The 25,213-nt window shown below is 69.2% G+C and carries 26 protein-coding genes; 14 read left to right on the top strand and 12 right to left on the bottom strand.

Annotated features, from left to right (window positions below; all coding sequences use genetic code 11):
* Positions 1-360: 360 nt before the first annotated feature.
* The 3 genes from lptB to HXX10_RS03175 all read left to right on the top strand — a co-directional run bounded on the left by lptB (position 361) and on the right by HXX10_RS03175 (position 3,836).
* Positions 361-1,170 carry an LPS export ABC transporter ATP-binding protein gene (gene lptB / locus HXX10_RS03185; RefSeq protein ID WP_296520053.1) on the top strand — a complete coding sequence of 270 codons (810 nt, stop codon included), beginning with the start codon at positions 361-363 and terminating at the stop codon, positions 1,168-1,170.
* A gap of 333 nt (positions 1,171-1,503) precedes the next feature.
* Positions 1,504-3,051 (top strand): RNA polymerase factor sigma-54, encoded by a 1,548-nt coding sequence (gene rpoN, locus HXX10_RS03180; protein WP_296520052.1) that lies wholly within the window; start codon positions 1,504-1,506, stop codon positions 3,049-3,051.
* A 56-nt stretch (positions 3,052-3,107) separates the two neighbouring features.
* The gene (locus HXX10_RS03175; protein WP_296520051.1) at positions 3,108-3,836 is read left to right on the top strand and encodes a bifunctional 2-polyprenyl-6-hydroxyphenol methylase/3-demethylubiquinol 3-O-methyltransferase UbiG; all 729 of its coding nucleotides are present in this window, start codon (positions 3,108-3,110) and stop codon (positions 3,834-3,836) included.
* A gap of 35 nt (positions 3,837-3,871) precedes the next feature.
* Here the strand turns inward: HXX10_RS03175 and HXX10_RS03170 are convergent, their stop codons facing one another.
* Positions 3,872-4,171 carry a DUF1330 domain-containing protein gene (locus HXX10_RS03170; RefSeq protein WP_296520049.1) on the bottom strand — a complete coding sequence of 100 codons (300 nt, stop codon included), beginning with the start codon at positions 4,169-4,171 and terminating at the stop codon, positions 3,872-3,874.
* Between the two features lie 94 nt (positions 4,172-4,265).
* On the opposite strand from HXX10_RS03170, the gene HXX10_RS03165 reads away from it, so the two are divergent.
* Together HXX10_RS03165 and HXX10_RS03160 are read left to right on the top strand one after the other, a co-directional pair.
* Positions 4,266-4,658, top strand: a complete 393-nt coding sequence (locus HXX10_RS03165) for a VOC family protein (RefSeq protein WP_296520048.1) — start codon at positions 4,266-4,268, stop codon at positions 4,656-4,658.
* 153 nt (positions 4,659-4,811) lie between these two features.
* Complete coding sequence (locus HXX10_RS03160; RefSeq protein ID WP_296520047.1) at positions 4,812-5,672, top strand: hypothetical protein; 861 nt, start codon at positions 4,812-4,814, stop codon at positions 5,670-5,672.
* Positions 5,673-5,828: 156 nt separating this feature from the next.
* Here the strand turns inward: HXX10_RS03160 and HXX10_RS03155 are convergent, their stop codons facing one another.
* Entirely contained in the window at positions 5,829-6,926 is a 1,098-nt protein-coding gene (locus HXX10_RS03155) for a glycosyltransferase family 4 protein (RefSeq protein WP_296520046.1), read from the bottom strand.
* Between the two features lie 123 nt (positions 6,927-7,049).
* Between HXX10_RS03155 and HXX10_RS03150 the strand changes: the two genes are divergently transcribed.
* Together HXX10_RS03150 and dmeF are read left to right on the top strand one after the other, a co-directional pair.
* Positions 7,050-8,006 carry an NAD(P)-dependent oxidoreductase gene (locus HXX10_RS03150; RefSeq protein ID WP_296520045.1) on the top strand — a complete coding sequence of 319 codons (957 nt, stop codon included), beginning with the start codon at positions 7,050-7,052 and terminating at the stop codon, positions 8,004-8,006.
* 213 nt (positions 8,007-8,219) lie between these two features.
* Complete coding sequence (gene dmeF, locus HXX10_RS03145) at positions 8,220-9,314, top strand: CDF family Co(II)/Ni(II) efflux transporter DmeF (RefSeq protein WP_296520044.1); 1,095 nt, start codon at positions 8,220-8,222, stop codon at positions 9,312-9,314.
* Here dmeF and HXX10_RS03140 read toward each other — a convergent pair.
* The 3 genes from HXX10_RS03140 to HXX10_RS03130 form a co-directional block, all read right to left on the bottom strand.
* The gene (locus HXX10_RS03140) at positions 9,298-9,831 is read right to left on the bottom strand and encodes a Smr/MutS family protein (RefSeq protein WP_296520042.1); all 534 of its coding nucleotides are present in this window, start codon (positions 9,829-9,831) and stop codon (positions 9,298-9,300) included. The two genes, dmeF and HXX10_RS03140, sit on opposite strands and share 17 nt — an antisense overlap.
* Positions 9,832-9,950: 119 nt before the next feature.
* Complete coding sequence (locus tag HXX10_RS03135) at positions 9,951-11,321, bottom strand: MltA domain-containing protein (RefSeq protein WP_296520040.1); 1,371 nt, start codon at positions 11,319-11,321, stop codon at positions 9,951-9,953.
* Positions 11,322-11,339: 18 nt separating this feature from the next.
* Positions 11,340-12,092, bottom strand: coding sequence for a Tim44/TimA family putative adaptor protein (locus HXX10_RS03130; RefSeq protein ID WP_296520039.1), 753 nt, complete (start codon positions 12,090-12,092; stop codon positions 11,340-11,342).
* Between the two features lie 254 nt (positions 12,093-12,346).
* Here HXX10_RS03130 and HXX10_RS03125 point away from each other — a divergent pair, with 254 nt between their 5' ends.
* Positions 12,347-12,844: an FxsA family protein gene (locus HXX10_RS03125; protein WP_296520038.1), complete on the top strand. Its 498-nt coding sequence runs from the start codon at positions 12,347-12,349 to the stop codon at positions 12,842-12,844.
* 138 nt (positions 12,845-12,982) lie between these two features.
* Positions 12,983-13,480, top strand: a complete 498-nt coding sequence (gene secB, locus HXX10_RS03120; protein WP_296520037.1) for a protein-export chaperone SecB — start codon at positions 12,983-12,985, stop codon at positions 13,478-13,480.
* Positions 13,481-13,676: 196 nt separating this feature from the next.
* Here secB and dnaQ read toward each other — a convergent pair whose 3' ends face one another.
* Genes dnaQ through HXX10_RS03100 form a run of 4 tightly spaced genes read right to left on the bottom strand, consistent with a single transcriptional unit; the run spans position 13,677 to position 16,535 of the window.
* Positions 13,677-14,411: a DNA polymerase III subunit epsilon gene (gene dnaQ / locus HXX10_RS03115; RefSeq protein ID WP_296520035.1), complete on the bottom strand. Its 735-nt coding sequence runs from the start codon at positions 14,409-14,411 to the stop codon at positions 13,677-13,679.
* Entirely contained in the window at positions 14,408-15,040 is a 633-nt protein-coding gene (gene coaE, locus HXX10_RS03110) for a dephospho-CoA kinase (RefSeq protein WP_296520032.1), read from the bottom strand. Before coaE ends, dnaQ begins: the two co-directional genes overlap by 4 nt.
* A gap of 36 nt (positions 15,041-15,076) precedes the next feature.
* Positions 15,077-15,685, bottom strand: a complete 609-nt coding sequence (locus tag HXX10_RS03105; protein ID WP_296520066.1) for a Maf family protein — start codon at positions 15,683-15,685, stop codon at positions 15,077-15,079.
* A 10-nt stretch (positions 15,686-15,695) separates the two neighbouring features.
* Positions 15,696-16,535 (bottom strand): pyruvate, water dikinase regulatory protein, encoded by an 840-nt coding sequence (locus HXX10_RS03100; RefSeq protein WP_296520031.1) that lies wholly within the window; start codon positions 16,533-16,535, stop codon positions 15,696-15,698.
* A gap of 363 nt (positions 16,536-16,898) precedes the next feature.
* Here HXX10_RS03100 and hemE point away from each other — a divergent pair, with 363 nt between their 5' ends.
* From hemE to HXX10_RS03080, 4 genes are all read left to right on the top strand, one after another.
* On the top strand, positions 16,899-17,951 hold the full coding sequence (hemE, locus tag HXX10_RS03095) for a uroporphyrinogen decarboxylase (RefSeq protein ID WP_296520029.1): 1,053 nt from the start codon (positions 16,899-16,901) through the stop codon (positions 17,949-17,951).
* The gene (locus HXX10_RS03090) at positions 17,951-18,508 is read left to right on the top strand and encodes a CopD family protein (RefSeq protein WP_296520028.1); all 558 of its coding nucleotides are present in this window, start codon (positions 17,951-17,953) and stop codon (positions 18,506-18,508) included. Before hemE ends, HXX10_RS03090 begins: the two co-directional genes overlap by 1 nt.
* A gap of 228 nt (positions 18,509-18,736) precedes the next feature.
* Positions 18,737-20,002: a transcription termination factor Rho gene (gene rho / locus HXX10_RS03085; RefSeq protein ID WP_296520026.1), complete on the top strand. Its 1,266-nt coding sequence runs from the start codon at positions 18,737-18,739 to the stop codon at positions 20,000-20,002.
* A gap of 13 nt (positions 20,003-20,015) precedes the next feature.
* On the top strand, positions 20,016-20,549 hold the full coding sequence (locus HXX10_RS03080; protein ID WP_296520024.1) for a GNAT family N-acetyltransferase: 534 nt from the start codon (positions 20,016-20,018) through the stop codon (positions 20,547-20,549).
* Positions 20,550-20,728: 179 nt separating this feature from the next.
* Here HXX10_RS03080 and HXX10_RS03075 read toward each other — a convergent pair whose 3' ends face one another.
* From HXX10_RS03075 to HXX10_RS03065, 3 genes are all read right to left on the bottom strand, one after another.
* Positions 20,729-22,837, bottom strand: a complete 2,109-nt coding sequence (locus tag HXX10_RS03075) for a thioredoxin domain-containing protein (RefSeq protein WP_296520023.1) — start codon at positions 22,835-22,837, stop codon at positions 20,729-20,731.
* 89 nt (positions 22,838-22,926) lie between these two features.
* On the bottom strand, positions 22,927-23,256 hold the full coding sequence (locus HXX10_RS03070) for a type II toxin-antitoxin system PemK/MazF family toxin (protein ID WP_296520022.1): 330 nt from the start codon (positions 23,254-23,256) through the stop codon (positions 22,927-22,929).
* On the bottom strand, positions 23,253-23,621 hold the full coding sequence (locus HXX10_RS03065; RefSeq protein WP_296520021.1) for an antitoxin MazE family protein: 369 nt from the start codon (positions 23,619-23,621) through the stop codon (positions 23,253-23,255). The genes HXX10_RS03070 and HXX10_RS03065 overlap by 4 nt, the downstream gene beginning before the upstream one ends.
* Positions 23,622-23,694: 73 nt before the next feature.
* On the opposite strand from HXX10_RS03065, the gene mnmE reads away from it, so the two are divergent.
* On the top strand, positions 23,695-25,044 hold the full coding sequence (mnmE, locus tag HXX10_RS03060; protein WP_296520020.1) for a tRNA uridine-5-carboxymethylaminomethyl(34) synthesis GTPase MnmE: 1,350 nt from the start codon (positions 23,695-23,697) through the stop codon (positions 25,042-25,044).
* Positions 25,045-25,213 lie beyond the last annotated feature (169 nt).

The raw sequence follows: 25,213 nt of genomic DNA, 5'->3' as shown, positions 1-25,213 counted from the left end.
CGCCGGCGCCGGCGGCCGGCGGTGGCCGCGAGGCGCCGAAGCCGCGGCCGGCCGGGCCGAGCGGCGTCTACTGAGCAGGCGGCGAAAGCGGAATCTGGTGTTGCGTTCGAAACCATCGCCCTGGGGCAGCGACCGTGGCCAGCGGCCGCGTTTGCGCCGCGATCGCAAGGCGCTATGGTCCGGCCCGGAGCCGGCCCGGCATCGCGCCCCGGTGTTCGATCCGCCGGCTGGCTGGGAGGCGTCGAGGCACGCGTGGCCGGTTTTTTCGCCAGGTTCAAACCCCGCGCGCCGAAGCCGCGCCGGCGCGACATCGCGAGCGCCGGCTGGGCCGACGAGCCGATGCCCTCGGGGTCGGCGCCGATGAACCTCGAAGCCCGTCTGGCGGCCAAGTCCGCCGCCAAGGCCGCGCCGCGACAGACCGACGCCGAGGCCCGGCGCGCCGCCGCACACGGCTATCTCGCCATCCACGGGGTCGAGAAGACCTTCGTGGGCCGCAAGGTCGTCAAGGGCGTCAGCCTCTATGTCCGCCGCGGCGAGGCGGTCGGCCTCTTGGGGCCGAACGGCGCCGGCAAGACCACGGTGTTCTACATGATCACCGGGCTGATCAAGGCCGACCGCGGCCGCATCGAGCTCGACGGCTACGACGTCACGGCGCTGCCCATGTACCAACGTGCCCGCCTCGGCATCGGCTATCTGGCGCAGGAGCCGTCGATCTTTCGCGGCCTCAATGTCGAGGACAACATCCGGGCCGTGCTGGAGATCGTCGAGCCCAACAAGAAGCGCCGCGAGCAGGATCTCGACGCGCTTCTGGACGAGTTCAACATCGGGCGGCTGCGCAAGTCGCCGTCGATCGCGCTGTCGGGCGGCGAGCGCCGCCGCGTCGAGATCGCCCGCGCGCTGGCCAGCCGGCCGAGCTACATGCTGCTCGACGAGCCCTTCGCCGGCATCGACCCGATCGCGGTCGGCGACATCCAGGCGCTGGTGCGCCACCTCACCCAGCGCGGCATCGGCGTGCTGATCACCGACCACAATGTCCGCGAGACGCTCGGCCTCACCGACCGCGCCTACATCATCTACTCGGGCGAGGTGCTGACCGAAGGCCGCACCGACGACATCATCAACAATCCCGACGTACGCCGGCTGTATCTGGGCGAAAGCTTCAGGATGTAGGCGGGACGGGCAGGCCCGGGCGCTCGCTGCACGGGGTGCGCTTTGTCCGCCCTCGTCACGGCCATCCACGCCTTCCATCCACGCCTTGCTTGCCGCACCACCGTGAGAACGTAGATGGCCGGTACAACAAGGCCGGCCATGACAGTCGATTGCTCGGCGATTGATCACGAAAACGTGATCGCAGGCACGCTCCGCGCGCCGCGTCCGGCTCTCACCGGACTGCTCTGCGCCGGACGCAGGTTAGACCAAAGGATTCCAAAACCTCGCAAAGATTCGGATATACAGCCGAACTCAAAAAATATAAGCAAGAACCGGACCAAGTTCGGGGGTTCCATGGCGCTTTCGCAACGGCTGCAGCTCCGACAGACCCAGTCGCTGGTGATGACTCCCCAGCTTCTGCAGGCCATCAAGCTGCTGCAGCTCTCGCATCTCGACCTCGGCGCCTATGTCGAAGGCGAGCTCGAGCGCAATCCGCTGCTGGAGCGCGACGGCGGCGAGGAGGCGGGCGGACCCGAAGCCGCCGCCGGCGAGGCACCGCCCGAGCCGGAGCCGGTCGCGGCCCCGCGCGACGCCGGCGAGGAGTGGATCGCCGACGGCATGGACACCAGCCGGTCCTCCATCGAGAACCGGCTCGGCACCGATCTCGAGAACGTCTTTCCCGACGAGTCCGGCCCCGGCGCCTCACGGCTCGCCGAGGAGCGGCCGGGCGGCTACTCGGAATGGTCCGCGGTCGGGTCCGGCGGGCGCGACGACGCCGACTACAATCTCGAAGCCTTCGTGGCGGCCGAGCCGACGCTCGCCGACCACCTCGCCGAGCAGCTCGTGCTCGCCGTGACGGATCCGGCCGAGCGGCTGATCGGCCAGTACCTGCTCGATATGGTCAACGAGTCCGGCTACCTGGTCGGCGATCCGGCCGAGGTCTCCGACAAGCTCGGCTGTCCGCCCGACAAGGTCGAGGCCGTGCTGGCAAAGCTGCAGGCCTTCAATCCGTCCGGCGTGTGCGCCCGCAATCTCGCCGAGTGCCTGGCCATCCAGCTCCGCGAAAAGGATCGCTTCGATCCCGCCATGCAGGCGCTGGTCGCCCATCTCGACCTCCTGGCCAAGCGCGACATCGCCGGGCTGAAGCGCAAATGCGGCGTGTCGGACGAGGACATCGCCGACATGATCGGCGAGATCCGCCGGCTCGATCCGAAGCCGGGCCTGCGCTTCGGCACCACCACGGTGCAGCCGGTGGTGCCCGACGTGTTCGTGCGGCAAGCGCCGGACGGCACCTGGATCGTCGAGCTGAACTCCGACACGCTGCCCAAGGTGCTGGTCAACCAGACCTACTATGCGCGCGTCGCCGGCCGCACCAAGAAGGACACGGACAGGTCCTATCTCTCGGACTGCCTGCAGAGCGCCGCCTGGCTGGTGCGCGCCCTCGACCAGCGCGCCAAGACCATTCTCAAGGTGGCGAGCGAGATCGTGCGCCAGCAGGACGCCTTCCTGACCCACGGGGTCGAGCACCTGCGGCCGCTCAATCTGAAGACCGTCGCCGACGCCATCAGCATGCACGAGTCGACGGTGTCGCGTGTCACCGCCAACAAGTACATGGCGACGCCGCGCGGCACCTTCGAGCTGAAATACTTCTTCACCTCGTCGATCGCCGCCTCGGACGGCGGCGAGGCGCATTCGGCCGAGGCCGTGCGCCACCGCATCAAGCAGCTCATCGACGCCGAGACGCCGAGCGACGTGCTGTCCGACGACACCATCGTCGACAAGCTGCGCGAGGCCGGCATCGACATCGCGCGCCGCACCGTCGCCAAATACCGCGAGGCGATGCGCATCCCCTCCTCGGTCCAGCGCCGCCGCGACAAGCAGATGAAGGCCGCGACCGTTTAAGGGGCGACACCGGGGGCACCGGCTTCCCGATCCATCCTTCGAGCAGACACACGGCTGTGCCGAACCCGCAGAACATCTACGACGATCCGGTCTTCTTCGAGAGCTACGAGCGCCTGCGCCGCAACGGCACCGGCCTCAACGACGCTCTGGAGCAGCCGGCCCTGTGGTCGCTGCTGCCGCCCCTCGGCGGTCTGCGGGTGCTGGATCTCGGATGCGGATTCGGCGACTTCGCCCGCAAGGCCCGCGCGGCAGGCGCCCGGGCCGTCCTCGGCCTCGACGTCTCGGAAAAGATGCTGGCGCGGGCCCGCGCCCTCACCGACGATCCTTCTATCACGTATCGGCAGGGCAGCATCGAACGGCTCGATCTCGACGGCCGCTTCGACCTCGTGGTGTCGTCGCTCACCCTGCACTACGTCGCCGACTACGCCGCGGCCGTCGTCCGCATCACGCGCCTGCTCGATCCGGGCGGCGCCTTCGTGTTCTCGGTCGAGCACCCGATCTGCACGGCGCGAGCCGAGCAGAAATGGGTGCGCGACCAGGACGGCACGCCGCTGTACTGGCCCCTCGACGATTATGCGGCCGAAGGCCCGCGGTCGACCCGCTGGTTCGTCGACGGCGTGATCAAGCATCACCGCACCGTCGAAACCTACGTGACCGACCTTCTGAAGGCCGGCCTTGCGCTGCGGGCCTTGCGCGAGCCCGTGCCGGTCGCCGACGCCGTTCTCCCCGACGCGGACCTGCACGCGCGACGACCGCCCGTGCTCGTCCTGGCCGCCACGCGCTGACCAATGGCGATCCGCGACTGACGTGGTCGCTCCTCTCACGGATGCGCGCTGACCCCCTCGACGAGAATCAGATTGCGGTCGAGCGCGATGTCACGAACGGCAAGCGCATCGGCGTATTCGGGCGAGGCGTACCAGATGCGCGCACGGGCGGCGTCGGGGAACTCGACGACCACGATCATGTGCGGCGTCCAGGCGCCCTCCAACGCCTCGACGGCGCCGCCGCGCACCAGATAGCGGCCGCCATACTGGGCGATCGCGGCCGCCGCGCGGCTCTTGTAGGTCTCGAGAGCATCGGCATCGCGCGCCGTGACGTCGGAAATGACATAGGCGGACATTTTTGATGATCCTCGAAATACGGCTTCGGGCGGCCTAGGATAAGCATGCTGGTCGGCTCAATCATGGCGGACCGTGCAGCCGCGGGAGGATCTATTGCTCAGTCACGTCACGGTCGGCAGCGCCGACATCGAGCGCGCCGCACGCTTCTACGACCCCGTGCTGGCGACCCTGGGCATCGTCCGGGCGAAGACCTTTAAAATCGGCATCGGCTACGCGCCCGCGGGGTTTTCGGGGATCGAACCGCCATTCTGGGTTCTGCGGCCGCAGAACCGCCAGGCGCCGAGCCCGGGCAACGGCGCCATGGTGGCCTTCGAGGCGCAAAGCCGCGCGGCCGTCGATGCGTTTCACGCCGCCCTGCTGGCGAACAGCGGCACTGACGAGGGGGCGCCGGGCCTGCGCGCCCACTACCACCCGCACTTTTACGGCGCCTATGGCCGCGATCCCGAGGGCAACAAGCTCTGCTGCGTCTGCCATAAGCCGGAATAGGGGCCTGGACAGCGGCCGGCCGGCTGACATTTCGGCCACACCGACCAGAAAAACGCCGCGCCGCCCTGTCCGCGACACGCGCCTGGTCCAAAGATGCCGCATGTGGGGGCGTTCGGCCCGAACGCATCCGGCTCGGGGGGTTGAAGACGCATCGTGCGCATCGCGCTCGCCATCTCGGTCGTCGTCCATGCGCTGCTGTGGGGCCTCGCCGCCCTGCTGGCGCATGCGCCGACCGCGGGCCCGGCCATGACCTCGATGGAGATCGAGCTGGTGCGTCCCGAGGACGCACCGGAGACGCCCACGCCGGAGACGAAAGCGGCCGAGGCGCCGACACCCGAGACGCCGAAGGAGGCCGAGAAGGCCAAGGACGCCGATAAGCCGCCGGCGCAAACGGCGGACGCCCAGCCGCCGGCCCCGGCCGCCAAAGCTTCGCCGCCCGAGACCGCGCCACAGCCTTCGCCGCAGCCGGCGCAGAAGCCGTCGCAAGCCCAGGCCCGGGCACAGGATCAGCCTCCGCCCGCCGCTCAGGCGCAGGCGGAAGCACCGCCCGCCGATCCGCAGCCGACGCAGCAGGCTGCGCCGGCCGAGATCAAGACCGCCGACGCCCAGCCGCCCGACTCCGAGCCGTGGTCGAGCTGGATGGACTCGCCACTGATGAACGTGCCGGTGGGCTACGCGTCGACCGACCAAAAGGCCAAGCTCACCGATGCCGAGATCGCCGCCTTCAAGGCGCATCTGCACGCCTGCTGGCAGCCGCCCGCCGGGCTCTCCGACGGGGCCCGCCTCACCGTGGTGCTGCGCGTCGCGCTGCGGCCGAACGGTGCGCTCGCCGGCGAGCCGACCCTGATGGCGGCGAGCGCCTCGCCCAAGGGGGCGGCGCTGATGCAGACCGCCATGCAGGCGTTGCGTCAGTGCCAGCCGGTCGGCGTGCTGCCGGCGGCGAAATACAAGGAGTGGAGGCTCCTCGACCTCGCCTTCTCGCCCGCCGGCCTCACCGGCCTGCCGAAGCTGTAAGGGCGATTCAGCTCCGTCGTTCCGGGGCGGCGCGACAGCGCCGAGCCCGGAACCCATAACCCCTGTGTCTCGATGACAATCAGCACCGGGCGTATGGATTCCGGTAGCGCGGCCTGCGGCCGCGCCCCGGAATGACTCGGTCTGTCGGCCGGACCCTCACTCGGCCGCCGGCGGCGGCGGGACCTCGAGCACCGAGCGATAAATCGGAAAGCGGTCGGCGAGCAGCGCCGCCTCGAAGCGGCCGGCGTATTCGGACCACGAGATGCCCTGCTGGTGGCGCAGCGCCGCCTCGTGCTGGCGCCGCCACAGCGCATCGTCGGTGAGCAGCGCCACGGTGCGCTCGGCGAACAGCGCGGGGTCGGCCTCGTGGAAGCCGGTGATGCGGTCGAGCACCCGCTCCGGCACGGCGGCGACCGGCGCCACCACGGACGGCACGCCGAGCGCCTGCGCCTCGGCGACGGCGAGGCAGAACGCCTCGACCTTGTGGCCGAGATAGACGAGCACGCGCGAGCCCCGCATCGCCTCGATCAAGCCCTCGCGGGTCGTGGTCGGATGAATCCGCACCGAGGCGCGGACATGGTCCGGCTGGTTCGCCGGCAGCAGGGTGCCGGCCCAGGCGGCCCAGGCATCCTCATCGGGGCCCATCTGGTGGACGCCGTAGACGTCGAGCACTGCGTCGGGCACGCGCGGCAGCACGCGCTCGGCCCAGATCTCGACGAGCTGACGCAGATTGCGCTGCGGGTTGGAGGCGAAGATGGCGCGGCGCGGCGGCGGTGCGTCGAGCGGCGCGTGGCCGCGCACGTCGTCGGGCAGGCCGAGCGGGATCAGGATCTGCGGATCGCGCCGCGGCAGGACCGGCGACCAGATGTGGACCTGGTGCAGGCTCTGCAGCACCGGCACGGGCCGGTACCACCACACCCGGCCGATCTGCTTGTAGTGCTTGAGATGGTTCGGCTGCCACAGCACCCAGATGGCACGTCGCTTCGGCTTTTGGACGAAGCGCAGCAGCCGCGGATGCTGGCAGGCGACATAGAGGTCACAGCTCTCCGGCCGCGCGCCTTTGATCGGCCGCCAGGCGACGCCATGGTCGACCACCGGCCGCTCGCAATTGGTGTAGACCGTGACGGCGTGATTGCGCCTCGCCAGCTCGCGGGCGAGACGGATCACCGACGACTCGGTGCCGCCGAGCGGCTGCGTTTCCAGATGGGTGCCGTCGTATTGGCGCGTGGTGTCGGCGATGATGATCTCGGCCATGATGATCTTTGACGATGGGTCGTGACGTTGCCGCCTCGGGACGGCTGTGATACCGCAAGCGCCTCGTTTCCCCAAAATCCGCGTCGCCAAAGCACTCGCTGTCACATCGAGGAGAGCACAAGAATGGCCAAGAACGCGCTGAAGGTGGGCTGGATCGGCATGGGCCGCATGGGCTACGCGATGGCCGAGCGGCTGGTGAAGTCCGGCCACGACGTGTCGATCTGGAACCGGACGCGGTCCAAGGCCGAGCCGCTGGCCAAGCTCGGCGGCAAGGTGGTCGACAAGCCCTCCGATCTCGCCGGCGTCGACGTGCTGTTTTCCATTGTCTCGACCGGCAAGGATCTCAAGGAGGTCTATTTCGGCCCGAATGGTGCCGCCACCGGCAAAAAAGTGCCGGCCGTGCTGGTCGACTGCTCGACCATCTCGGTCGACGCCTCGGTCGAGATCCGCGCAAAACTGAAGCAGCACGGCAGCGATTTCGTCGCCTGTCCGGTGAGCGGCAACGCCAAGGTGATCAAGGCCGGCAAGCTGTCGGCGGTGGCATCGGGCCCGGAGGCGGCGTTCCGCAAGGTCGAGGACGTGATCAAGGTGATCGCGCCGCACGGCGTCTCTTACGTGGGCGACGGCGAGCTCGCCCGCGTCTGCAAGATCGCCCACAACGTGATGCTCGGCGTCGTCATCGAGAACCTGATCGAGATCACGCTGCTGGTGAACAAGCTCGGCGTGCCGCGCCACGCCTTCCTGGCCTTCCTCAACAACAGCGTGATGGGCTCGACCTTCACGACCTACAAGTCGCCGGCGCTGGTGAACCTCGACTGGACCACCACGTTCACGCCGGAGCTGATGCGCAAGGATCTCGACCTCGGGCTGGAGCTCGGCCGCGACAACGACGTACCGATGCCGGTGACGGCGGCCGCGCGAGAAATGCTGCAGACGCATTTCGGCGCCGCGATGCTGCAAAAGGATCCCGACGCGTATCTGCAGAAGGACTTTGCCGCGCTGATGGAGACCATGGCGCTCCTGTCGGGCATGAAACTCGAGCCCGAGAACGTCGCGGTCCCGACCGGGTTGGAGCACTGAGGGGCTCCCGGCCAGGGCAGTCATTCCGGGGCGCCGCGCAGCGGCGAGCCCGGAATCCATAACCCCTGTCTTCCGAAACCAATCAAATCCGTGAGTATGGATTCCGGGCTCGCGGGCCTTCGGCCCGCGCCCCGGAATGACAGGGGCCGCCTTGCGCTCCCGTCGCACAGCCCGCACATTGGGTCGATCGACCAAAACCCGGATCGACCCCCGATGCACACGCGAACGCTGAAGCCCTGGCAGCACGCCCACGTCTTCCTCGGCGACCGGCACGACGCCAACGAGCGTCGCACCTGGGCCGTGGTGGCGCTCACCACCACGATGATGCTGGTCGAGATCGTCGGCGGCGCTCTCTACGGCTCGATGGCCGTGGTGGCCGACGGCTGGCACATGGCGACCCATGCGGGCGCGCTCGCCATCGCGGCCATGGCCTACCGGCTCGCGCGCCGGCACGCACAAGACCCCGCCTTCTCGTTCGGCACCGGAAAGGTCGGCGAGCTCGCGGCCTTCGCCAGCGCCGTCGTGATGGCGATGGTGGCGCTGCTGGTCGCCTGGGAATCGGTGCAGCGGCTGGTATCGCCGGTCGACATCGCCTTCGGCCAGGCGATCGGCATCGCTGCAGTCGGCCTCGTCGTCAATATGGTCAGCGCGTGGCTGCTGTTCGATCACGATCACCACCATCACGGCCACGGCCTCACGGTGCACGATCATGATGATCACGATCATGATGATCACGACCATCATCACGACCATGAGCACCATGCCGATCATCATCACGACCATCACCACGGGCACGACCATCACCACGGCGAACAGCAAAAGCACGGACACGACAACAATCTGCGCGCCGCCTATTTCCATGTGCTGGCGGATGCGCTGACCTCGGTGCTGGCCGTGGTGGCGCTGCTCGCCGCCCGCACTCTCGGCTGGTCGTTCATGGATCCTCTGATGGGCTTGGTCGGCGCCGTGCTGATCACCCAGTGGTCGGTCGGCCTGCTGCGCTCGTCGGGCGCCGTGCTGGTCGACCGCGTGCCGGATGCGCATCTGGTCGAGGCAGTCCGCGAAAAACTGGAGGTCGGCACCGACCGGGTCAGCGACCTGCATGTGTGGCGGGTCGGTCCCGGCCATGCCGCGCTGATCGCCGCGGTCGTCAGCGACGACCCGCAGCCGCCGGCGCACTACAAGGCGCGGCTCGCCGGCCTCGCCTGGCTGTCGCACGTCACCATCGAGGTGAACCGCTGCGACGCGCATCACGACGATCACGACCACGGCGACAGAGACCAACGCCGCCTCAGCGCGGCCGCCTGATCCGCACATAGAGGGCGCCGGCGCCGCCGTGCCCGACGGCGGCGTCGAAGCCGGCCACGCAGGTGCGGAATTCCGGAAGCTGCAGCCACAGCGGCACCTGCCGGCGCAGCACGCCGCGGCCGAGCCCGTCACCGTCGCCGCCCTTGCCGGTGATCACCAGCACGTAGCGAGCACCCTGCATCTGGGCCCGCGACACGAAGCCGCGCAGCGCCGCATGCGCCTCGCTCTGGGTCATGCCGTGCAGATCGAGACGCGCGTCGATGTCGGTGTGGCCGCGCACCAGGCGGCGGGTGTCGCGGCGGCCGAGCGGGGCGAGCGCCGGCGCCGATGTATCGCTCGGACGAACGCTGCGTGAAGGAGTCGCCGGACGCGTCGCCGGGCGCGACTCGACCGTGGCCGGCGTCCCGGTGTCGGCCGGCAGCGGCGTCACGCTGGCGCGCGCCGGATGCAGCGGCCGCACCGAGCGCACCACGCCGGCCCACAGCCGGTGCTCGTCATCGCTGAGCTTGCGAACCATGGCGTCGTCTAGACCGGGATGACGTTTCTTCGAATCGTCATCCCGGTCCGGCCTTCAGCTTCGAGCATGATCCTCTCCGAAAACCGGTTCCCACTTTTCGGGATCAAGCTCTACGCCCCTCACCGCGACGAGCGCCAGCGGCGCCCGCGCGGCTCGTCGCGCGACCCTCGACGCTTGACGGCCGGCTTCTCCGGCAGCGGCGGCGGCCGCACCAGCGGCAGCGGCATTTTCTCGCCGACCGCCACCGGATCGATCTCGCGCGGCACCAGCATGACGAAGCGCCCGGCCTGGCGGATGCGGCCGGCGATCCGGCCGGCCTCGTCGCCGGCGCCGAAATAGAGGTCGGCGCGCGCCGGCCCGACGATCGCCGAGCCGGTGTCCTGGGCGATCATGGTGCGGCGGAACGGATCGGTGGTCCGTACGCCGGCGATCGGCAGGTCGGCCGAGATGTAGAACGGCGTCCCGTAGACATGCAGCACCCGGTCGACCGCGATCGAGCGCCCGGCCGTGAGCGGTAGGCCCTGCGCCCCGAACGGCTCTTTCTCGTCGTTCAGGCCGGTGATGCGGAAGAACACGAAGGACCGGTTCTGCCGGCGGACCTCGTTGGCCTCCTGCGGATTGGCGCGCATCCAGTCGCGGATGCGGGCCATCGACATCTCCTCGCGCGGGATGTGACCGCGGTCGATCAGGATGCGGCCGACCGCCGTGTAGGGGAAGCCGTTGTGGCCGTCGTAATTGACCCGCAGCAGGGTGCCGTCCTCGAGCCGCACCCGCGCCGAGCCCTGGATCTGGATGGTCAGCAGCTCGGCCGGATCCTTCAGCCAGGCGAGCTCGAGATGGCGGCCGCCGAGCGCGCCGTCCTCGATCTCGCCGCGGTCGTAATAGGGCACGCGCGAGCCGTCCGCCGTGATCCGCAGCGCCGGCCCGCGATTGGGAAACGGCTGTCCCGGTTTTGCGCCCGGCGCCACCAGGTCGGCCGGCCGGCGATAGAGCGGCACCTTGAAGACCTGGGTCGGAAAGCGCGAGCCCTCGACCACCGGCTCGTAATAGCCGGTTACGAAGCCGGCGCTCTCGCCGAGCTTGCTGATCCGCAGCGGGCGAAAGCTCTGCTCGAAGAAGCGCCGCGCCGTGTCGCCGGTGGCGTTGCGCAACGCCAGGGCGCGGCGGCAGGGCACGATCAGGGCCCGGCGCAGCGGACGCGGATCGGCCTCCTGGTCGGCGGCGACGATCGGCCGGCAACTGGCGCGGAAGGCGGCGAGCGCGGCGGCGTGGTCGTCCTCGGCCCAGCCCGGCATGTCGGCCCAGCCGACCGGCTCGAGCTGGGCGTCCTCGATCTGCAGGGGGGCTTGGGAGGTGAGGGCCGGGCGGGGGGGCGGCAGCGGCGGGTCTTGCGGCCGGCGCGCCTCGGCCGGAGCAAGCCCGGCGGCGCAGACGCCCAAAAGGCCGGCGAAAGCCGCGAGGGTGAGCCGGCGCGGCAATGCGGTGGGCATCGCTCGCCGGCCGGGCCGTCAGTGCCCGGCTTCGGTCGCGACCAGCTTCCAGTTGGGATCGCGGGACGAGACGTCGCGGGCGAAGGTCCACACGTCGGTGACCTCGGTCACCTTCTCGTCGCTGCCGTCGACCACGGCACCGGCGCGGTCGCGCGTGACCGAGATGAGCTGGGAGACGAAGCGCAGCGTGACCTGGGCGATGCGACCGCGCAGCTCCGCGCCGGAGATCTCGGCGGTGTCGATCGAGACGAAGCGCGTCTCGGCCGTCTCGCCGCGGCTCTCGCGGTCGGTGATCGCCGCATCGAAGCCGTCGAACACCTCCTTGGAGAGCAGGTTTTTCAACGAGCGTCGGTCGCCCTCGGCGAAGGCCGTGACGATCATCTCGTAGGCGGCGCGGGCGCCGGTGAGGAAATGCTGCGGGTCGAAACCCTTGTCGGCGGTGGCGATCGCCTGCAGGCTGGCCGCGATCGGCGAATCCGGCTTGGCGATGCCCTTCAGCTTGTCGAGCGAGGGAGCGGGGGCCGCCACCGGGGGCGTCTCGGCGCCGTCGATCGGACGCGGCGCTGCGTCCCCGCGCTGCGCAGCGTCGCCGCGCGGCGGCAGGGTCACGACCTTGTCGTTGGAATTGGCGCTGCCGCGCACGCCGTCGCGCGGCGTGAACGGGTCGAAGGGCGGCTTCTCGTGGCCGGTCCGCTGCCCGAGGACGCTGCGCAACCGCAGGAAAATGAACACCGCGAGCGCGAGAAATATGATGGTATAGATGTCAAACACGTCTCGCACGCTCTCGCAGACGTCGATTGGGATCGGAAAGGCGGCCCTGGGCTGACACGGGGTGGATCAAGCAGGTTCCGCCGCCCTGGTTGCCATGATCTAGGTACGCTCGCGTCGCCGTTCCAGGGGGCGGTGTCACAAGGCGTCCCGTTGCCGGAGATGGTCGGTCCGGGGCCGGCGTCCGCGCGCTGCCGTAATGTCTTGGACCCACGGGGATACGCGGGTATTTGTGACCGCTTCCGGATGCGAGATCAATGAAAATCGGCAAGTGGCTGCTGCCCTCCCTGCTGGTCCTCCCGCTCGCCGAGCTTCTCGCTTTCCTGGTGGTGGCGGCCGCGATCGGGCTCGGCGGCGCCGCCGTGCTGCTGATTGCCGGCTCCGGCGCCGGCGTGCTGATCCTGCATCGGAGCGGACCACAGTGGCTGCAGGATGTCCGCGACCTCCTGTCGGGGCGATTTGCCGCGCAGGGGAGCGAGCGCACCGTTCCGGCCGTTCCGGCGCTGGCCGCCGTGCTGCTGGCGCTGCCCGGGTTCCTCACCGACATCGCGGCGGCGCTGCTGCTGCTGCCGTCGGTGCGGGCGCGGCTCGACGCGCTGCTGGGGACGGCCGGCCCGCCCGGTGCCCCCGACGCCGCCTTCACGCGCCGCCGCCACCCGGGCGGAGGCCCGGTGGTCGACCTCGCGCCGGGCGAGTGGGAGGACGTGCCGGACCCGCCGCCGCGCCGCCGAAAGCGGCGCGACCCGGCCCGCTGAGCCGGACCCTCGGCCTCCGGGAAGGCCGCTTGTCGGTCCCGGCGGCCTGTGTTAGCCACAGCCGCGACGCCCCGGCACCCGCCGGCGGCGATTGATTTCGTTCAGCTTCGCGGCATCGTCTCGCGGCAAGGAGAGTTCATGGCCACGACCAGCAACGGGGGCGACGCGGCGGCCGCCCAGGCGCAGCCCACCGGGCCGTCGCTCAATGTGCTCGCGCAATACGTGAAGGACTTCTCGTTCGAGAACCCGAACGCGCCGCGCAGCCTGATGCAGGCGCCGCAGCAGCCGCAGATCAGCGTCCAGATCAACGTCAACACCACCTCGCTGTCGAACACCGACTACGAGGTCGAGCTCAAGCTCGAGGGCAAGGCGGAGATCACCGGCAACACGCTGTTCGGCTTCGACCTGCTCTATGCCGGCGTCTTCCGGTTGCAGAACATCCCGACCGACAACCTGCCGCCGCTCCTGATGATCGAGTGCCCGCGCCTGCTGTTCCCGTTCGCCCGCGAGATCGTCGCCAATGCGGTGATCCACGGCGGCTTCCCGCCTCTGCTGCTCGACCCGATCGATTTCGTCGCGCTGTTCCAGCAGAAGATGGCGAGCCTGCAGTCGCAGCAGCCGGCCGAGCAGGCCTGACCGCAGCGAATTTCTCGCGTCGCGAGACACAATGGCCGGGCTCGCCCGGCCATTTGCGTTTCGGACCTCGAACGACCTGCTCCGCTCGTCCCCGCGCAAGCGGGGCCCCAGGAGCGCCACGGCAAGACATCTGGATTCCCGCTTACGCGGGAATGAGCGGAGAATGTGGACCTGCCCTCCGTCTGCCAGGAGCCCGTCACCCGGCCGCGGGAGTGTCCGGGGCAGGCTCGGGCGGCGGCGGGTAGTCGCGCCAGATCGCCTGGTCGCCGAGCGTCGCGACGAAGTCGCGATGGGCGTTCTGCTCGGCGGCGGTGATCCGGGGGGCGAGCGGCACCGGCCGGGCGCGGACCAGGGGGGCCGAGGGGTCGACCACCACCGGGCCGGCATTGGCGCTGACCAGGCCGAGGCTCGCCTGACGGGCCTCGATCAGCTCCAGATAGACCTCGGCCAAGAGCTCGGCATCGAGCAGCGCGCCGTGCTTGACGCGGCGGGACGTGTCGACGCGGAAGCGGGCGCAGAGATCGTCGAGCCGGTTCTGGGCCCCCGGATACTTCCGGCGCGCCAGAAGCAGCGTGTCGACCAAGCGCGAGCGCGGGATCGCCGGCTGGGCCAGGCGCTCCAGCTCGGCATTGAGGAAGCCGAGATCGAAGCTCGCATTGTGGGCGATCAGCGGGGCGTCGCCCAGGAACGCGACGAGGTCGTCGACGATGTCGGCGAACAGCGGCTTGTCGGCCAGAAACTCGGCCGACAGTCCGTGCACCGCGAAGGCCTCGGCCGGCATGTCGCGCTGCGGATTGACCCAGCGGTGGAACGTCTGGCCCGACGGGATGCGGTTGAGGAGCTCGATACAGCCGATCTCCACCAACCGGTCGCCCTTGTACGGGTCGAGGCCGGTGGTCTCGGTGTCGAACACGATCTCGCGGGTGGTCATTGTCCTGAAGAGCGGCTGTCGTCGGGGGCGACCGCCCGCCGCGGCGGGCGACTCGCGGCCTCGCGCAGAATGGCACGGACCTGGGTGCGGGCGAAATCGAAGCCGCCCGAGCTGTCCACGATAAAATCGGCCCGCTTGCGCTTCTCGGCGTCGGGCATCTGCTTGGCGAGAATCGCGCGAAACTTGTCCTCGGTCATGCCGGGCCGCCGCAGCACGCGGACGCGCTGCACCTCGGACGGCGCCGAGACGACGACGACGAAGTCCACACGCTGGTCGGCGCCGGTCTCGAACAGGAGCGGGATGTCGAGCACGGCGAATTTCGCCCCGGCTGCCGCCGCGCGGGCCAGGAACCGCTCCTCGTCGCGGCGCACCAGCGGATGGACGATCGCTTCGAGCTTTTTCATCGCCTCCTTGTCGTCGACGACCAGCGGCCCGAGCCGGGCGCGGTCGATCCGCCCGTCGACCGCGACGCCCGGAAAGGCGGCCTCGACGGGCGCCACCGCCTCGCTGTCGTAGAGGCGATGCACGGTTGCGTCGGCGTCGTGCACCGGCACGCCCGCCTCGGCGAATATGCGGGCGGTCGCCGACTTGCCCATCCCCAGCGACCCGGTGAGACCGATGACCAGCATGTGCGTTCCGAACCCTGCCATTCCGGCCCGCCCGGCTCAGCCGGCCAGGCAGCCCTCGCGCCGAAAGAAGGCGAGGAGCGAAAACAGCGGCAATCCCAGGATGGTGAAGTGGTCGCCCTCGATACGCTCGAACAGATGCACGCCCAGCCGCTCGAGCTGATAGGCGCCGACCGTGGTGGTGACCGCGTCGCCGGCGGTATCGAGATACACGTCAATGAAGCGATCGGTGAGCCGGCGCATGGTGAGGCGCGCCGTCTCGATATGGCCGAAGATCACCCGCCCGTCCTTGGCGACCGCAACGGCCGAATGAAGCGCATGGGTGCGGCCGCTCAGCGCGCGGAGCTGCTCGCGCGCGCCGGCGCGGTCTTCGGGCTTGTTGAAGCGGATCTCGCCGAGTGCCAGCGTCTGGTCGGCGCCGACCACGTAGCGGCCGGGACAGCGCACCGCCACCACCCGGGCCTTCTCGCGCGCCAGCACCAGGGCGGCCTGGTCGGGCGGCACCGGCCCACTGCGGCTCTCCACGGCGCGCTCGTCGAGATCGGCCTCGGTCGCCTCGATCGGGAGGCCGCACGCCGCCAGCATCGCGCGGCGGGCGGCGCTCTTCGAGGCGACCACCAGGGGCTGCGGGGCGAGCCACAGCATCAGCCGCGTCCCATCATTCGTTCCCCGGCTGGCGCCGGCGCTCGGCGAGCAGCGCCATCACGGCCGCCGCGGTCTCCTCGATGGACCGCCGGGATACGTCGATGCTCGGCCAGCCGTTGCGGCCGCACAGGCGCCGCGAATAGGTGACCTCCTCGCTCACCGCCTCGCGGTCGATGTACTGGGCGTCCTCCTGGTGGGCCTTGAGGCCGAGCAGGCGATTCTGCCGGATCGCGACGATGCGGTCCGGTGTGGCGTAAAGGCCGACCACCAGGGGTTTTTGCAGGGTCTCGAGCCCGGGCGGCAGCGGCACGCCGGGCACCAGGGGAACGTTGGCGGTCTTGACGCCGCGGTTGGCGAGATAGATCGAGGTCGGCGTCTTGGACGTGCGGGAGACGCCGACCAGCACCACCTCGGCCCGCTCCAGGTCGTCGGCCATCTGCCCGTCGTCGTGCATCATCGAGTAGTTCAGCGCGTCGATCCGCTTGAAGTACTCGGCGTTGAGGACGTGCTGGGCGCCGACCTTCGGGGTCGATTCGGCCCCGAGATGCGACTCGAACAGCCGCAGCACCGGCCCGAGAATCGACAGACAGGGCAGCCCGACGTCGCGGCAGGTGCTCTCCAGCCGCTCGATCAGCGCCTCGTCGAGCAGCGTGTAGAGGATGACGCCGGGCTCCTGCTCGATCTCGGCCAGCACATGGTCGAGCTGCTTGTTGGTGCGCACCGCCGGATAGACGTGCTCGACGGCCGACACCTGGGCGTACTGGGCCGTGGCGGCCCGGGCCACCGTGATGAGGGTCTCGCCGGTCGAGTCGGAGACCAGATGCAGATGGAAAAAGCTTGTCGGTTTCGTCATCGCACCCCACGGACGGGCTGTGGACGGCTGGGGATAAAACCGCACGGACGCCACCGCCGCGGGGACGTGGACCGCGTCCTGTCCCGCCCCATTCACATATTCACAGGATGGGAGAACGCGTCGCGGATTTATACTCCTTCATTGTGAACAGCGGCAATGGTATCAGGTCGGGAGGCGACGACCCCGCCCAAGCCACGGGATTACAACGCATCCCGGGGACGGCCAGGAGACGAGCCCGAAGGACGAAACGGTGGATGATGGTGGGGATGACTCCGTTGCCCATGTGGACAACCGAGTCATGAGTCTTTTCCCGCCCCCAATAGACTCAACAATTAAGATTCACTTAATCTTTTGATAGAGCAGATGACCAGACCCGAAACTCATCCGAATCCCACCCGTCCGATCCTCGAAGTGCTCGCCGGAAAGCGGCAGGCGGTCCCCCCGGTCTGGATGATGCGCCAGGCCGGACGGTATCTGCCCGAGTACCGGGCCACCCGCGAGCAGGCCGGGAGCTTCCTGGACCTCTGCTACAACCCGAAGCTCGCCGCCGAGGTGACGTTCCAGCCGATCCGTCGGTTCGGCTTCGACGCGGCGATCCTGTTTTCCGATATCCTGGTGGTGCCGCATGCGCTCGGTCAGACCGTGAGCTTCACGGCGGGAGAAGGCCCGCGGCTGGAGCCGGTGGTGACCGCCGACAATGTCGGGCTGTATGCCGGCGCCTTCGACAAGGAGAAGCTCGCAGCCGTCTTCGAGGCGGTGCGGCTGATCCGGGCGGGGCTGCCGCCCGAGGTGACGTTCCTGGGCTTCTGCGGCGCGCCCTTCACGGTCGCGACCTACATGGTCGCAGGCGAGGGAACGCCGGACCAGGCGCCGGCGCGCCTGTTGGCCTATCGTGATCCGGCCACGTTCCAACGGCTGATCGCCGCGCTGGTCGACGCCTCGATCACCTATCTGGTCGAGCAGTTCCGCTGCGGCGTCGATGCCGTCCAACTGTTCGACACCTGGGGCGGGATCCTGCCGCCGGCCGAGTTCGACCGCTGGGTGATCGACCCGGCGAAGCGGATCGTCGACGGGGTTCGGGCCGAGGTGCCGGGCGCAAAGATCATCGCGTTCCCGCGCGGGGCCGGAACCCAGCTCGAACGGTTCGTCGACCGCGTGCCGGTCGATGCGGTCGGGCTCGACTGGACGATCGATTTGAAGTTCGCGCGCGAGCGGATCCAGAGCCGGGTGGCGGTCCAGGGCAATCTCGATCCGCTGCTGCTGCTCGCCGGCGGCGAGGCGCTCGATCGCGGCGTCGACGCGGTGCTGGAGGCGTTCCGCGACGGTCCCTTCATCTTCAATCTGGGCCACGGCATCACGCCCGACGCGCCGATCGCCAATGTCGAGCGGATGCTGGCGCGGGTACGCGGCCACTGATGGCGTCGGTCGGTCCGGATCGGGGCGAAAATGCCTCGCCGGGCCGGCGGGTTTTTCGCGCGGTCGTCGGGCTTCTGGTGCCGGCCGCAGTCGCGGCCGGCCTGATCCTGGTGGTTCCGGTCGAGGCCTATCTGTGGATGAAGGCCGTGCATCTGGTCACGGTCGGCGCCTGGGTCGCCGGCATGCTGGCGCTGCCGCCGCTGTTCGCCCTGCATGTGCGGCTCGGTGCCGGCGCCGGCACCGACGTGCTGGAGCGGATCGAGCACGCCGTGATCCGCCATCTCGTCAATCCCGCCATGGTGCTGACCTGGGGCTTCGGCGGATGGCTCGCCTGGACGGGCGGTTGGTGGACGAGCGGCTGGTTTCACGGCAAGCTGGCGCTCGTCGTCGTGCTGTCGGCCGTGCACGGGAGCGTCTCGGCCGAGACACGTCGGCTGGCTCGCTTCGGAGGCTCCGAAACGGCCCGCGCCCGGCGCGGATTCTATATGGTTCTCAACATCGTGGGCATAGTGTCGACGATCGGAACCGTGTTCCTGGTGATCGTCAAGCCGTTCTGAGCGGCAGGTTGCCCGCGCTTTGACCAGGGTTCGCTCTTGCGTGCTCCGCGGTCTTTACTTATGTTGGCGGCCATCTCCCCGAACGCAGGCAGATGCATTCGAACACGGCCCGAGCGGGCCAAAGCGCAGCATCAGGCCCCAGTGGCTTGAAGCCCGTTTGCACAAAGACCTGCGAATCTCCCTTCCAGCGTCGATCGGAGTCCTCCGTCGACACACAGGATAACCCGCATGCGGGAAATGAAGCTTCAAGATCTCAAATCCAAGACTCCAACCGAATTGCTGGCGTTTGCCGACGAGCACGAGGTCGAGAACGCCTCGACCATGCGCAAGCAAGAGCTGATGTTCGCCATCCTCAAGCAGCTCGCGCAAAAGGACGTCGAGATCATTGGTGAAGGCGTCGTCGAGGTGCTGCAGGACGGCTTCGGCTTTCTGCGCTCTCCGGAAGCGAATTATCTTCCGGGTCCGGACGACATCTACGTCTCTCCGTCGCAGATCAGGCGGTTCGGCCTGCGCACCGGCGACACCATCGAAGGCCAGATCCGCAGCCCCAAGGAGGGCGAGCGGTACTTCGCGCTCCTCAAGGTCAACACGATCAATTTCGAGGACCCGGAGAAGGCGCGCCACAAGATCAACTTCGACAACCTCACGCCGCTCTATCCGGACGTGCGGCTGAAGATGGAGATCGAGGATCCGACCCGGAAGGATCTCTCGGCCCGCGTCATCGACATCGTCGCGCCGATCGGCAAGGGCCAGCGCGCCCTGATCGTGTCGCCGCCGCGCACCGGCAAGACGGTGCTTCTGCAGAACATCGCCCACTCGATCACGGCGAACCATCCCGAGTGCTATCTGATTGTGCTGCTGATCGACGAGCGGCCCGAGGAAGTCACCGACATGCAGCGCTCGGTGAAGGGCGAGGTGATCTCCTCGACCTTCGACGAGCCGGCCTCGCGTCACGTGCAGGTCGCCGAGATGGTGATCGAGAAGGCCAAGCGCCTGGTCGAGCATCAGCGCGACGTGGTGATTCTGCTCGACTCGATCACCCGCCTCGGCCGCGCCTACAACACCGTGGTGCCGTCCTCCGGCAAGGTGTTGACCGGCGGCGTCGATGCGAACGCCCTGCAGCGCCCCAAGCGCTTCTTCGGCGCCGCGCGAAACATCGAGGAGGGCGGCTCGCTGACCATCATCGCCACCGCGCTGATCGAGACCGGCAGCCGCATGGACGAGGTGATCTTCGAAGAGTTCAAGGGCACGGGCAACTCGGAAATCATTCTCGACCGCAAGGTCGCCGACAAGCGCACCTTCCCGGCCATCGACATCACCCGCTCCGGCACCCGCAAGGAGGAGCTGCTCACCGACACCCAGCAGCTCAAGAAGATCTACGTCCTGCGCCGCATCCTCAATCCGATGGGCACCATGGACGCGATCGACTTCCTCCTCGACAAGTTCCGCAACACCAAGAACAACGGCGAGTTCTTCGATTCGATGAACACCTGAGGCCGTCGCGGCGATGCGCGAGGTCCCGCAACGGCTGGCCGTCGACGAGGCGCGCTGGCCCGAGGACCGGGCGCTGGTCGAAGGCCTGTTCCGGGACTACGTCGCCTGGGCCGGGGCCGGGCTCAGTCCGGCGGCGGTCGCCCGCGAGGCGGCGAGCCTGCCGGGCCGCTACGCGCCGCCGCACGGCTGCGTGTTGATCGCCCATGCGGGGCCGGACCCGGTCGGGGTGGCGGCCTATCGGCGACGGCGCGCGGGGGTGTGCGAGGTCACGCGCCTGTTCGTGCGGCCGGAGTTTCGCGGCTTGCGGATCGCCGAGGAATTGCTCGGCGGGCTGATCCATGTCGCCGGCGTGGCCGGGTACCGCGCGATGGTGCTCGAGGTCGGCGAGGGGTTGCCGGTCGCCCGCGAGCTTTACGACAAGGCGGGGTTTCGGCCCGCCCGCGGCCGCGCCCCGGTGCGGCCCGGCGTGGTGGCGCTGCGGCTCGACCTGCGGGTCGCGGTGCGACCCGCAGCGGCGATCGAATCGGCCCCTGAAAGTCCGGCGTAGCGGGGCGGACGAGGGCCTCGGGAGTGGCCGGTCACACCGTCCTTCACTGGCGTCCCCCCTCGCGTCATGGCCGGGCTTGACCCGGCCATCCATCAAGCTACGGAAAAGAAGGTCTTTTCACGAGATGGATACGCGGGTCGAGCCCGCGTATGACGAGTCGGAATATGTGACGGCTGGCATCACACCTCCGCCCGCACCATCGTCAGGACGGCGCGCAGGCCGTCGGCCGTCAACACCGGCAGGGAGCAGCGCGCGCCGACGCAGACGAAAGCGCCGCCGTCCGGCGCCGCGGCGAGGCGCGCGCGGGCCGGGTGGTTTTCGGTGAGCCGGTCCGCATCGGGCGCGCGCAGGACGATCCGCTCGGTGAAGGGAATATGCTGCGCTGCACCAATGAGCGCAGCATTGTGCGCCCCCTTGCCGACGAGGGTGATCTCTGCTGCGCGAAGACGGAGGTCGAGGGCGTTCAGCAGGCTCAAATGGCCGAACAGGTTTGCGGCGACGTGGGGCAGCAGCCCGTCGAAGAGAGCGTCGGCGCGCGCCCGAAAGCGGTCGTCGCCGGCCAGGACGGCCAGCCGGACGAGGTTCTGGGCGGCGAGGCCGTTGGGATTGGGGATGGCGTCGTCCTGGGTCGCGGCCGGGCGGATCACCAGGCCCTCGGCATCGTCGGCGGTGAGGAAATAGCCGCCGGTCGCCGGATCGGTATGCCGGGCGTCCAGGATGTTTTGCCAAGCTATTGCATTATCGAGGAAATCCGGTTCTCCGGTGGCCTCGAACAGGGCCAGGGCGGCGCGGGTCATGGCGGCGAGGTCGGAGGCGAGGCCAGGAAACAGCAGGCGGCCGTCGCGCCACGAATGGCCGAGCCGGTCGCCGCGGGTCATCTCCGTAGCGATGAAGGCGAAGGCGCGGCGCGCCCGGTCGATCCAGCCGGGCTCGCTCAGCAACATGCCGGCATGGGCGAGGGCGGCGATCATCAGGCCGTTCCAGTCGGCGAGAATCTTGTCGTCCAGTCCGGGCCTTGGGCGACTAGACCGAATCGTTAAGAGACGTTGACGCAGTGCAACAAGGTGGGTTTCCAGAGCGGGATCTTCGGGCCGCGGGATGTAGGGCTGGCCGGTCCGGGTCCGGGCGTGCTCGTCCAAGAGGCCGAGCCGGTTGAGGATGGTGTGGCCCTCGAAATTGCCGGCCGGGGTGACGTCGTAGAAGCGCGCGATGAGGTCGGCGTCCTCGGGACCGAGGGCGGCCTCGATCTCGTCCGGGGTCCAGACGTAGAACTTGCCCTCCTCGCCTTCGGAATCGGCGTCGAGCGAGGCCGCGAAGGCGCCGCCCGGCGTGGTCATCTCGCGGTCGAGCCAGGCGACCGTCTCGGCGGCCCGGCGGCCGAACAGGTCGTGGCCGGTGCGGGCCTGGGCGAGCGCCAGCAGCTCGAGGAGCTGGGCGTTGTCGTAGAGCATCTTTTCGAAATGCGGCACCAGCCAGCGCTCGTCGACCGAGTAGCGGGCGAAGCCGCCGCCGAGATGGTCGTAGATGCCGCCCTCGCACATCCGCTCCAGCGAGAGAGCGACAAGGTCAAAACAGATATTGGTGCGGTGCACACCAGGATGGGCTGCGTCGGCGCGCTGGCCGGCGCGCCACAGCAGCTCCAGCAGGGCCGGCTGGGGGAACTTCGGTGCACCGCGAAGACCGCCGTTGCCGAGATCGATAAGGCCGGCGGCCTGCTGGGCGACCCGGTCGAGCTCGGCGACGCCGATGGTCACGCTGCCTTCGGGCCGGGCGCGCTCGGCCAGCCGCCCCATCAGGACGGTGCGGTTGTGGGCGATGCGGTCCGGTTGCTCGCGAAACAGCCGGGCCATCTCGCGCAGGACGTCGGGAAATCCGGGCCGCCCAAAGCGCGAGCTGGGCGGAAAATAGGTGCCGCCCCACACCGGCTCGCCGTCGGCGGTCAAAAACATGGTCAGCGGCCAGCCGCCCTGCTCGCCTAGATGGTGCAGTGCACCCATGTAGATCTGGTCGATGTCGGGGCGTTCCTCGCGGTCGACCTTGATGTTGACGAACAGCTCGTTCATCAGCGCCGCGATCGCCGGGTTCTCGAAGCTCTCGTGCGCCATCACGTGGCACCAGTGGCAGGCCGCGTAGCCGACCGACAGCAGGATCGGCTTGCCGGCGCGCTTCGCCTCGGCCAGCGCCTCGGGCCCCCACGGCCACCAGTCGACCGGGTTGTGCCGGTGCTGCAGCAGATACGGGCTGGTCTCGTGGGCGAGGCGGTTTTCGCGGCCGACTGTGGTGTCCATCAAGGCTCCCGGGTGATCCGCCATTATCGGGGAGAACCCGCGGCAGCGACAGGGGGGCCGGAGCGGCGGGCCGAAACGCCGCAGGGCGGTCAGTCGGCCAAGCCGAGGAAGGTTGCGACCGCCTGGTTGAGACGTGGAACGTCGCGATCGTCGAGTCGGCCGATCCGGTAACCGAGCTTGGTCGTCTGGACCGTGACGATCTTGTCGACCATGGCGAAAGAGTCGACCAGGAGACCGTTCTTTTGCGTCGGGGCGATGAGGAAACGCACGAAGCTGAGCGGAGCGTCTGTCCGGGTCAGCGGACAGATGGTGACGGACGCAGTCAGATCGAACAGGTCGCTCTGGACGATGATGGCCGGGCGGGGCTTACCGGCGTAGCCGGCGCCTGCGGCGACGGTCCAGATCTCGCCGCGTTTCATTCACCGGCCTCGGGGATGCGCCACCATGGGCTTCCGCGGGCGGTTTCGGACATGGAGACGTCGTCATCAGAGGTCAGCCAGGACACGGCATCGACGAACGCCTGATCGTCGGCCTCGTTCGGATGGGATGCGAGGGCGGCGGATTCCTCGCGGGCCCGGGAGGCGAACGTGTCGGTTCGTGTATCCGGCAGCCACATCTGCACGAGCCGGTAGCCCTTGGCGCGCAGGCGTCGGCGGTGCGCACTGACCTTCTGGCGGGTCGATGCGCGGGCCGCAGGATCGGACTTGGCCGGAATGTCGGGTGGGTCGACGCGAACGGCCTTGCGACGGAGCGGGGTTCCAGGCTTGGGCTGATCGGTACTCATGGCCGGGTCTGGTCTTGCTGGGTCGGTTACATGTAACCTAGGATCGACTCGACCGGCGATCAAGAGACACGGAATGATATGTCCCGCGACCGACACCATCTTCGCCCTGTCGTCCGGCCGGCCGCCGGCGGCGATCGCGGTCGTGCGGGTATCCGGGCCGGCCGCCGGCGAGGCACTGCGCCGGCTGGCCGGGCGGTTGCCGGAGCCGCGGCGGGCGACGCTCGTCACCGTCCGGGAGCCGGCGACCGGCGAGGCGATCGACCAGGCGCTCGTGCTGTGGTTCCCGGGTCCACACAGCGAGACGGGCGAGGATACGGCCGAGCTCCAGGTCCACGGCGGACGGGCCGTGATCGCCGGCGTGCTGAAGACGCTGGCCGGCGTGCCGGGCTGCCGGCCGGCGGAGGCCGGCGAGTTCACCAAAAGGGCCTTCGACAACGGCAAGCTCGACCTCACCCGGGTCGAGGGCCTGGCCGACCTGATCGGCGCCGACACCGAGGCCCAGCGCCGCCAGGCGCTCCGGCATCTTCGGGGCTTGTTGGGGGATCGGGCCGAGACTTGGCGGCAGCGGCTGATCGAGGCCCAGGCCCTGGTCGAGGCCGGCATCGACTTTTCGGACGAAGGCGACGTGCCGGCCGAGCTGTTGGGGCCGGCGCTCGCCAGCATTGGCGGTTTGCGCGGCGACATCTCCGCGGCACTGGCGGACGGCCGCCGCGGTGAGCGGCTGCGTGACGGCCTGGTGGTGGCGATCGCCGGGCCACCCAATGCCGGCAAGTCGAGCCTTTTGAACCGCATCGTCCGGCGCGAGGCGGCGATCGTGTCGCCGGTTCCCGGCACGACCCGTGACGTGGTGGAGGTGCATCTCGATCTCGGCGGCCAGCCGGTGACGCTGCTCGATACCGCAGGATTGCGCGAAAGCGACGATCCGGTCGAGCAGGAGGGCGTGCGGCGGGCGCGCGACCGGGCCGCTGCGGCGGATCTTGTTCTTTGGGTCCAGGAGGCCGGCGCCCAGCCGACCGACAGTCGACCTGATGGCCTCGGGGAGGGGATCTGGACCGTCATCACCAAGGTGGACCTGCGGGGCGATCGGGGCGGGATCGGCACGGCGGCCGGACCCGGGGGGGTATTTGAAACCTCCGCCCGGACCGGCGAGGGCATCGCCGGCCTGATGGCGGCGCTGGAGGCCGAGGCGGTGGCGCGGGTCGGGGCCGGCGAGCCGGCGCTGGTGACGCGGGTGCGGCACCGGGCGATCCTCGAGGAGGCGGTCAGCGCACTCGACCGAGCGCTCGCCGAGCCGGAGGGCCGCGAGGAGTTTTTGGCCGAGGATCTGCGGCTGGCGGCCCGCGCGCTCGGCCGACTGGTCGGCCGGGTCGACGTCGAGGACATTCTTGACGTGATCTTCAGAGATTTCTGTATCGGCAAGTGAGCGCGGCCGGCCGGCGTTGTTTCACGTGAAACACGACGGTTGGAGGAGTCGGCCGAGTGCCCGTGTTGGACGGGCGCTTTACGGGCGAGGGCCGAACGACCCGGCGCGCTCATCTTTCGTGATTTCTGCATCGGCAAGTGATAGATGGCGGCCGACGGCGGCCGGGTGA

The sequence above is a fragment of the Rhodoplanes sp. genome (genome assembly GCF_013377085.1).
GTDB lineage: Bacteria > Pseudomonadota > Alphaproteobacteria > Rhizobiales > Xanthobacteraceae > Rhodoplanes.
Note: the sequence above shows the minus strand (reverse complement) of the source record. Positions and strands in the feature narration are given on the sequence as shown.

Bases quoted from the DNA above. Each gene is read 5' to 3' on its own strand.
- HXX10_RS03065 (WP_296520021.1), bottom strand. From the start codon at position 23,621: ATGAGTACCGATCAGCCCAAGCCTGGAACCCCGCTCCGTCGCAAGGCC.
- rpoN (WP_296520052.1), top strand. From the start codon at position 1,504: ATGGCGCTTTCGCAACGGCTGCAGCTCCGACAGACCCAGTCGCTGGTG.
- HXX10_RS03135 (WP_296520040.1), bottom strand. From the start codon at position 11,321: ATGCCCACCGCATTGCCGCGCCGGCTCACCCTCGCGGCTTTCGCCGGC.
- lptB (WP_296520053.1), top strand. From the start codon at position 361: ATGAACCTCGAAGCCCGTCTGGCGGCCAAGTCCGCCGCCAAGGCCGCG.
- HXX10_RS03170 (WP_296520049.1), bottom strand. From the start codon at position 4,171: ATGTCCGCCTATGTCATTTCCGACGTCACGGCGCGCGATGCCGATGCT.
- HXX10_RS03100 (WP_296520031.1), bottom strand. From the start codon at position 16,535: ATGACGAAACCGACAAGCTTTTTCCATCTGCATCTGGTCTCCGACTCG.
- HXX10_RS03155 (WP_296520046.1), bottom strand. From the start codon at position 6,926: ATGGCCGAGATCATCATCGCCGACACCACGCGCCAATACGACGGCACC.
- hemE (WP_296520029.1), top strand. From the start codon at position 16,899: ATGACCAGACCCGAAACTCATCCGAATCCCACCCGTCCGATCCTCGAA.
- dnaQ (WP_296520035.1), bottom strand. From the start codon at position 14,411: ATGACCACCCGCGAGATCGTGTTCGACACCGAGACCACCGGCCTCGAC.
- secB (WP_296520037.1), top strand. From the start codon at position 12,983: ATGGCCACGACCAGCAACGGGGGCGACGCGGCGGCCGCCCAGGCGCAG.
- HXX10_RS03070 (WP_296520022.1), bottom strand. From the start codon at position 23,256: ATGAAACGCGGCGAGATCTGGACCGTCGCCGCAGGCGCCGGCTACGCC.
- HXX10_RS03140 (WP_296520042.1), bottom strand. From the start codon at position 9,831: ATGGTTCGCAAGCTCAGCGATGACGAGCACCGGCTGTGGGCCGGCGTG.
- HXX10_RS03080 (WP_296520024.1), top strand. From the start codon at position 20,016: ATGCGCGAGGTCCCGCAACGGCTGGCCGTCGACGAGGCGCGCTGGCCC.
- mnmE (WP_296520020.1), top strand. From the start codon at position 23,695: ATGATATGTCCCGCGACCGACACCATCTTCGCCCTGTCGTCCGGCCGG.
- HXX10_RS03090 (WP_296520028.1), top strand. From the start codon at position 17,951: ATGGCGTCGGTCGGTCCGGATCGGGGCGAAAATGCCTCGCCGGGCCGG.
- HXX10_RS03075 (WP_296520023.1), bottom strand. From the start codon at position 22,837: ATGGACACCACAGTCGGCCGCGAAAACCGCCTCGCCCACGAGACCAGC.
- HXX10_RS03125 (WP_296520038.1), top strand. From the start codon at position 12,347: ATGAAAATCGGCAAGTGGCTGCTGCCCTCCCTGCTGGTCCTCCCGCTC.
- coaE (WP_296520032.1), bottom strand. From the start codon at position 15,040: ATGCTGGTCATCGGTCTCACCGGGTCGCTGGGGATGGGCAAGTCGGCG.
- rho (WP_296520026.1), top strand. From the start codon at position 18,737: ATGCGGGAAATGAAGCTTCAAGATCTCAAATCCAAGACTCCAACCGAA.
- HXX10_RS03150 (WP_296520045.1), top strand. From the start codon at position 7,050: ATGGCCAAGAACGCGCTGAAGGTGGGCTGGATCGGCATGGGCCGCATG.
- dmeF (WP_296520044.1), top strand. From the start codon at position 8,220: ATGCACACGCGAACGCTGAAGCCCTGGCAGCACGCCCACGTCTTCCTC.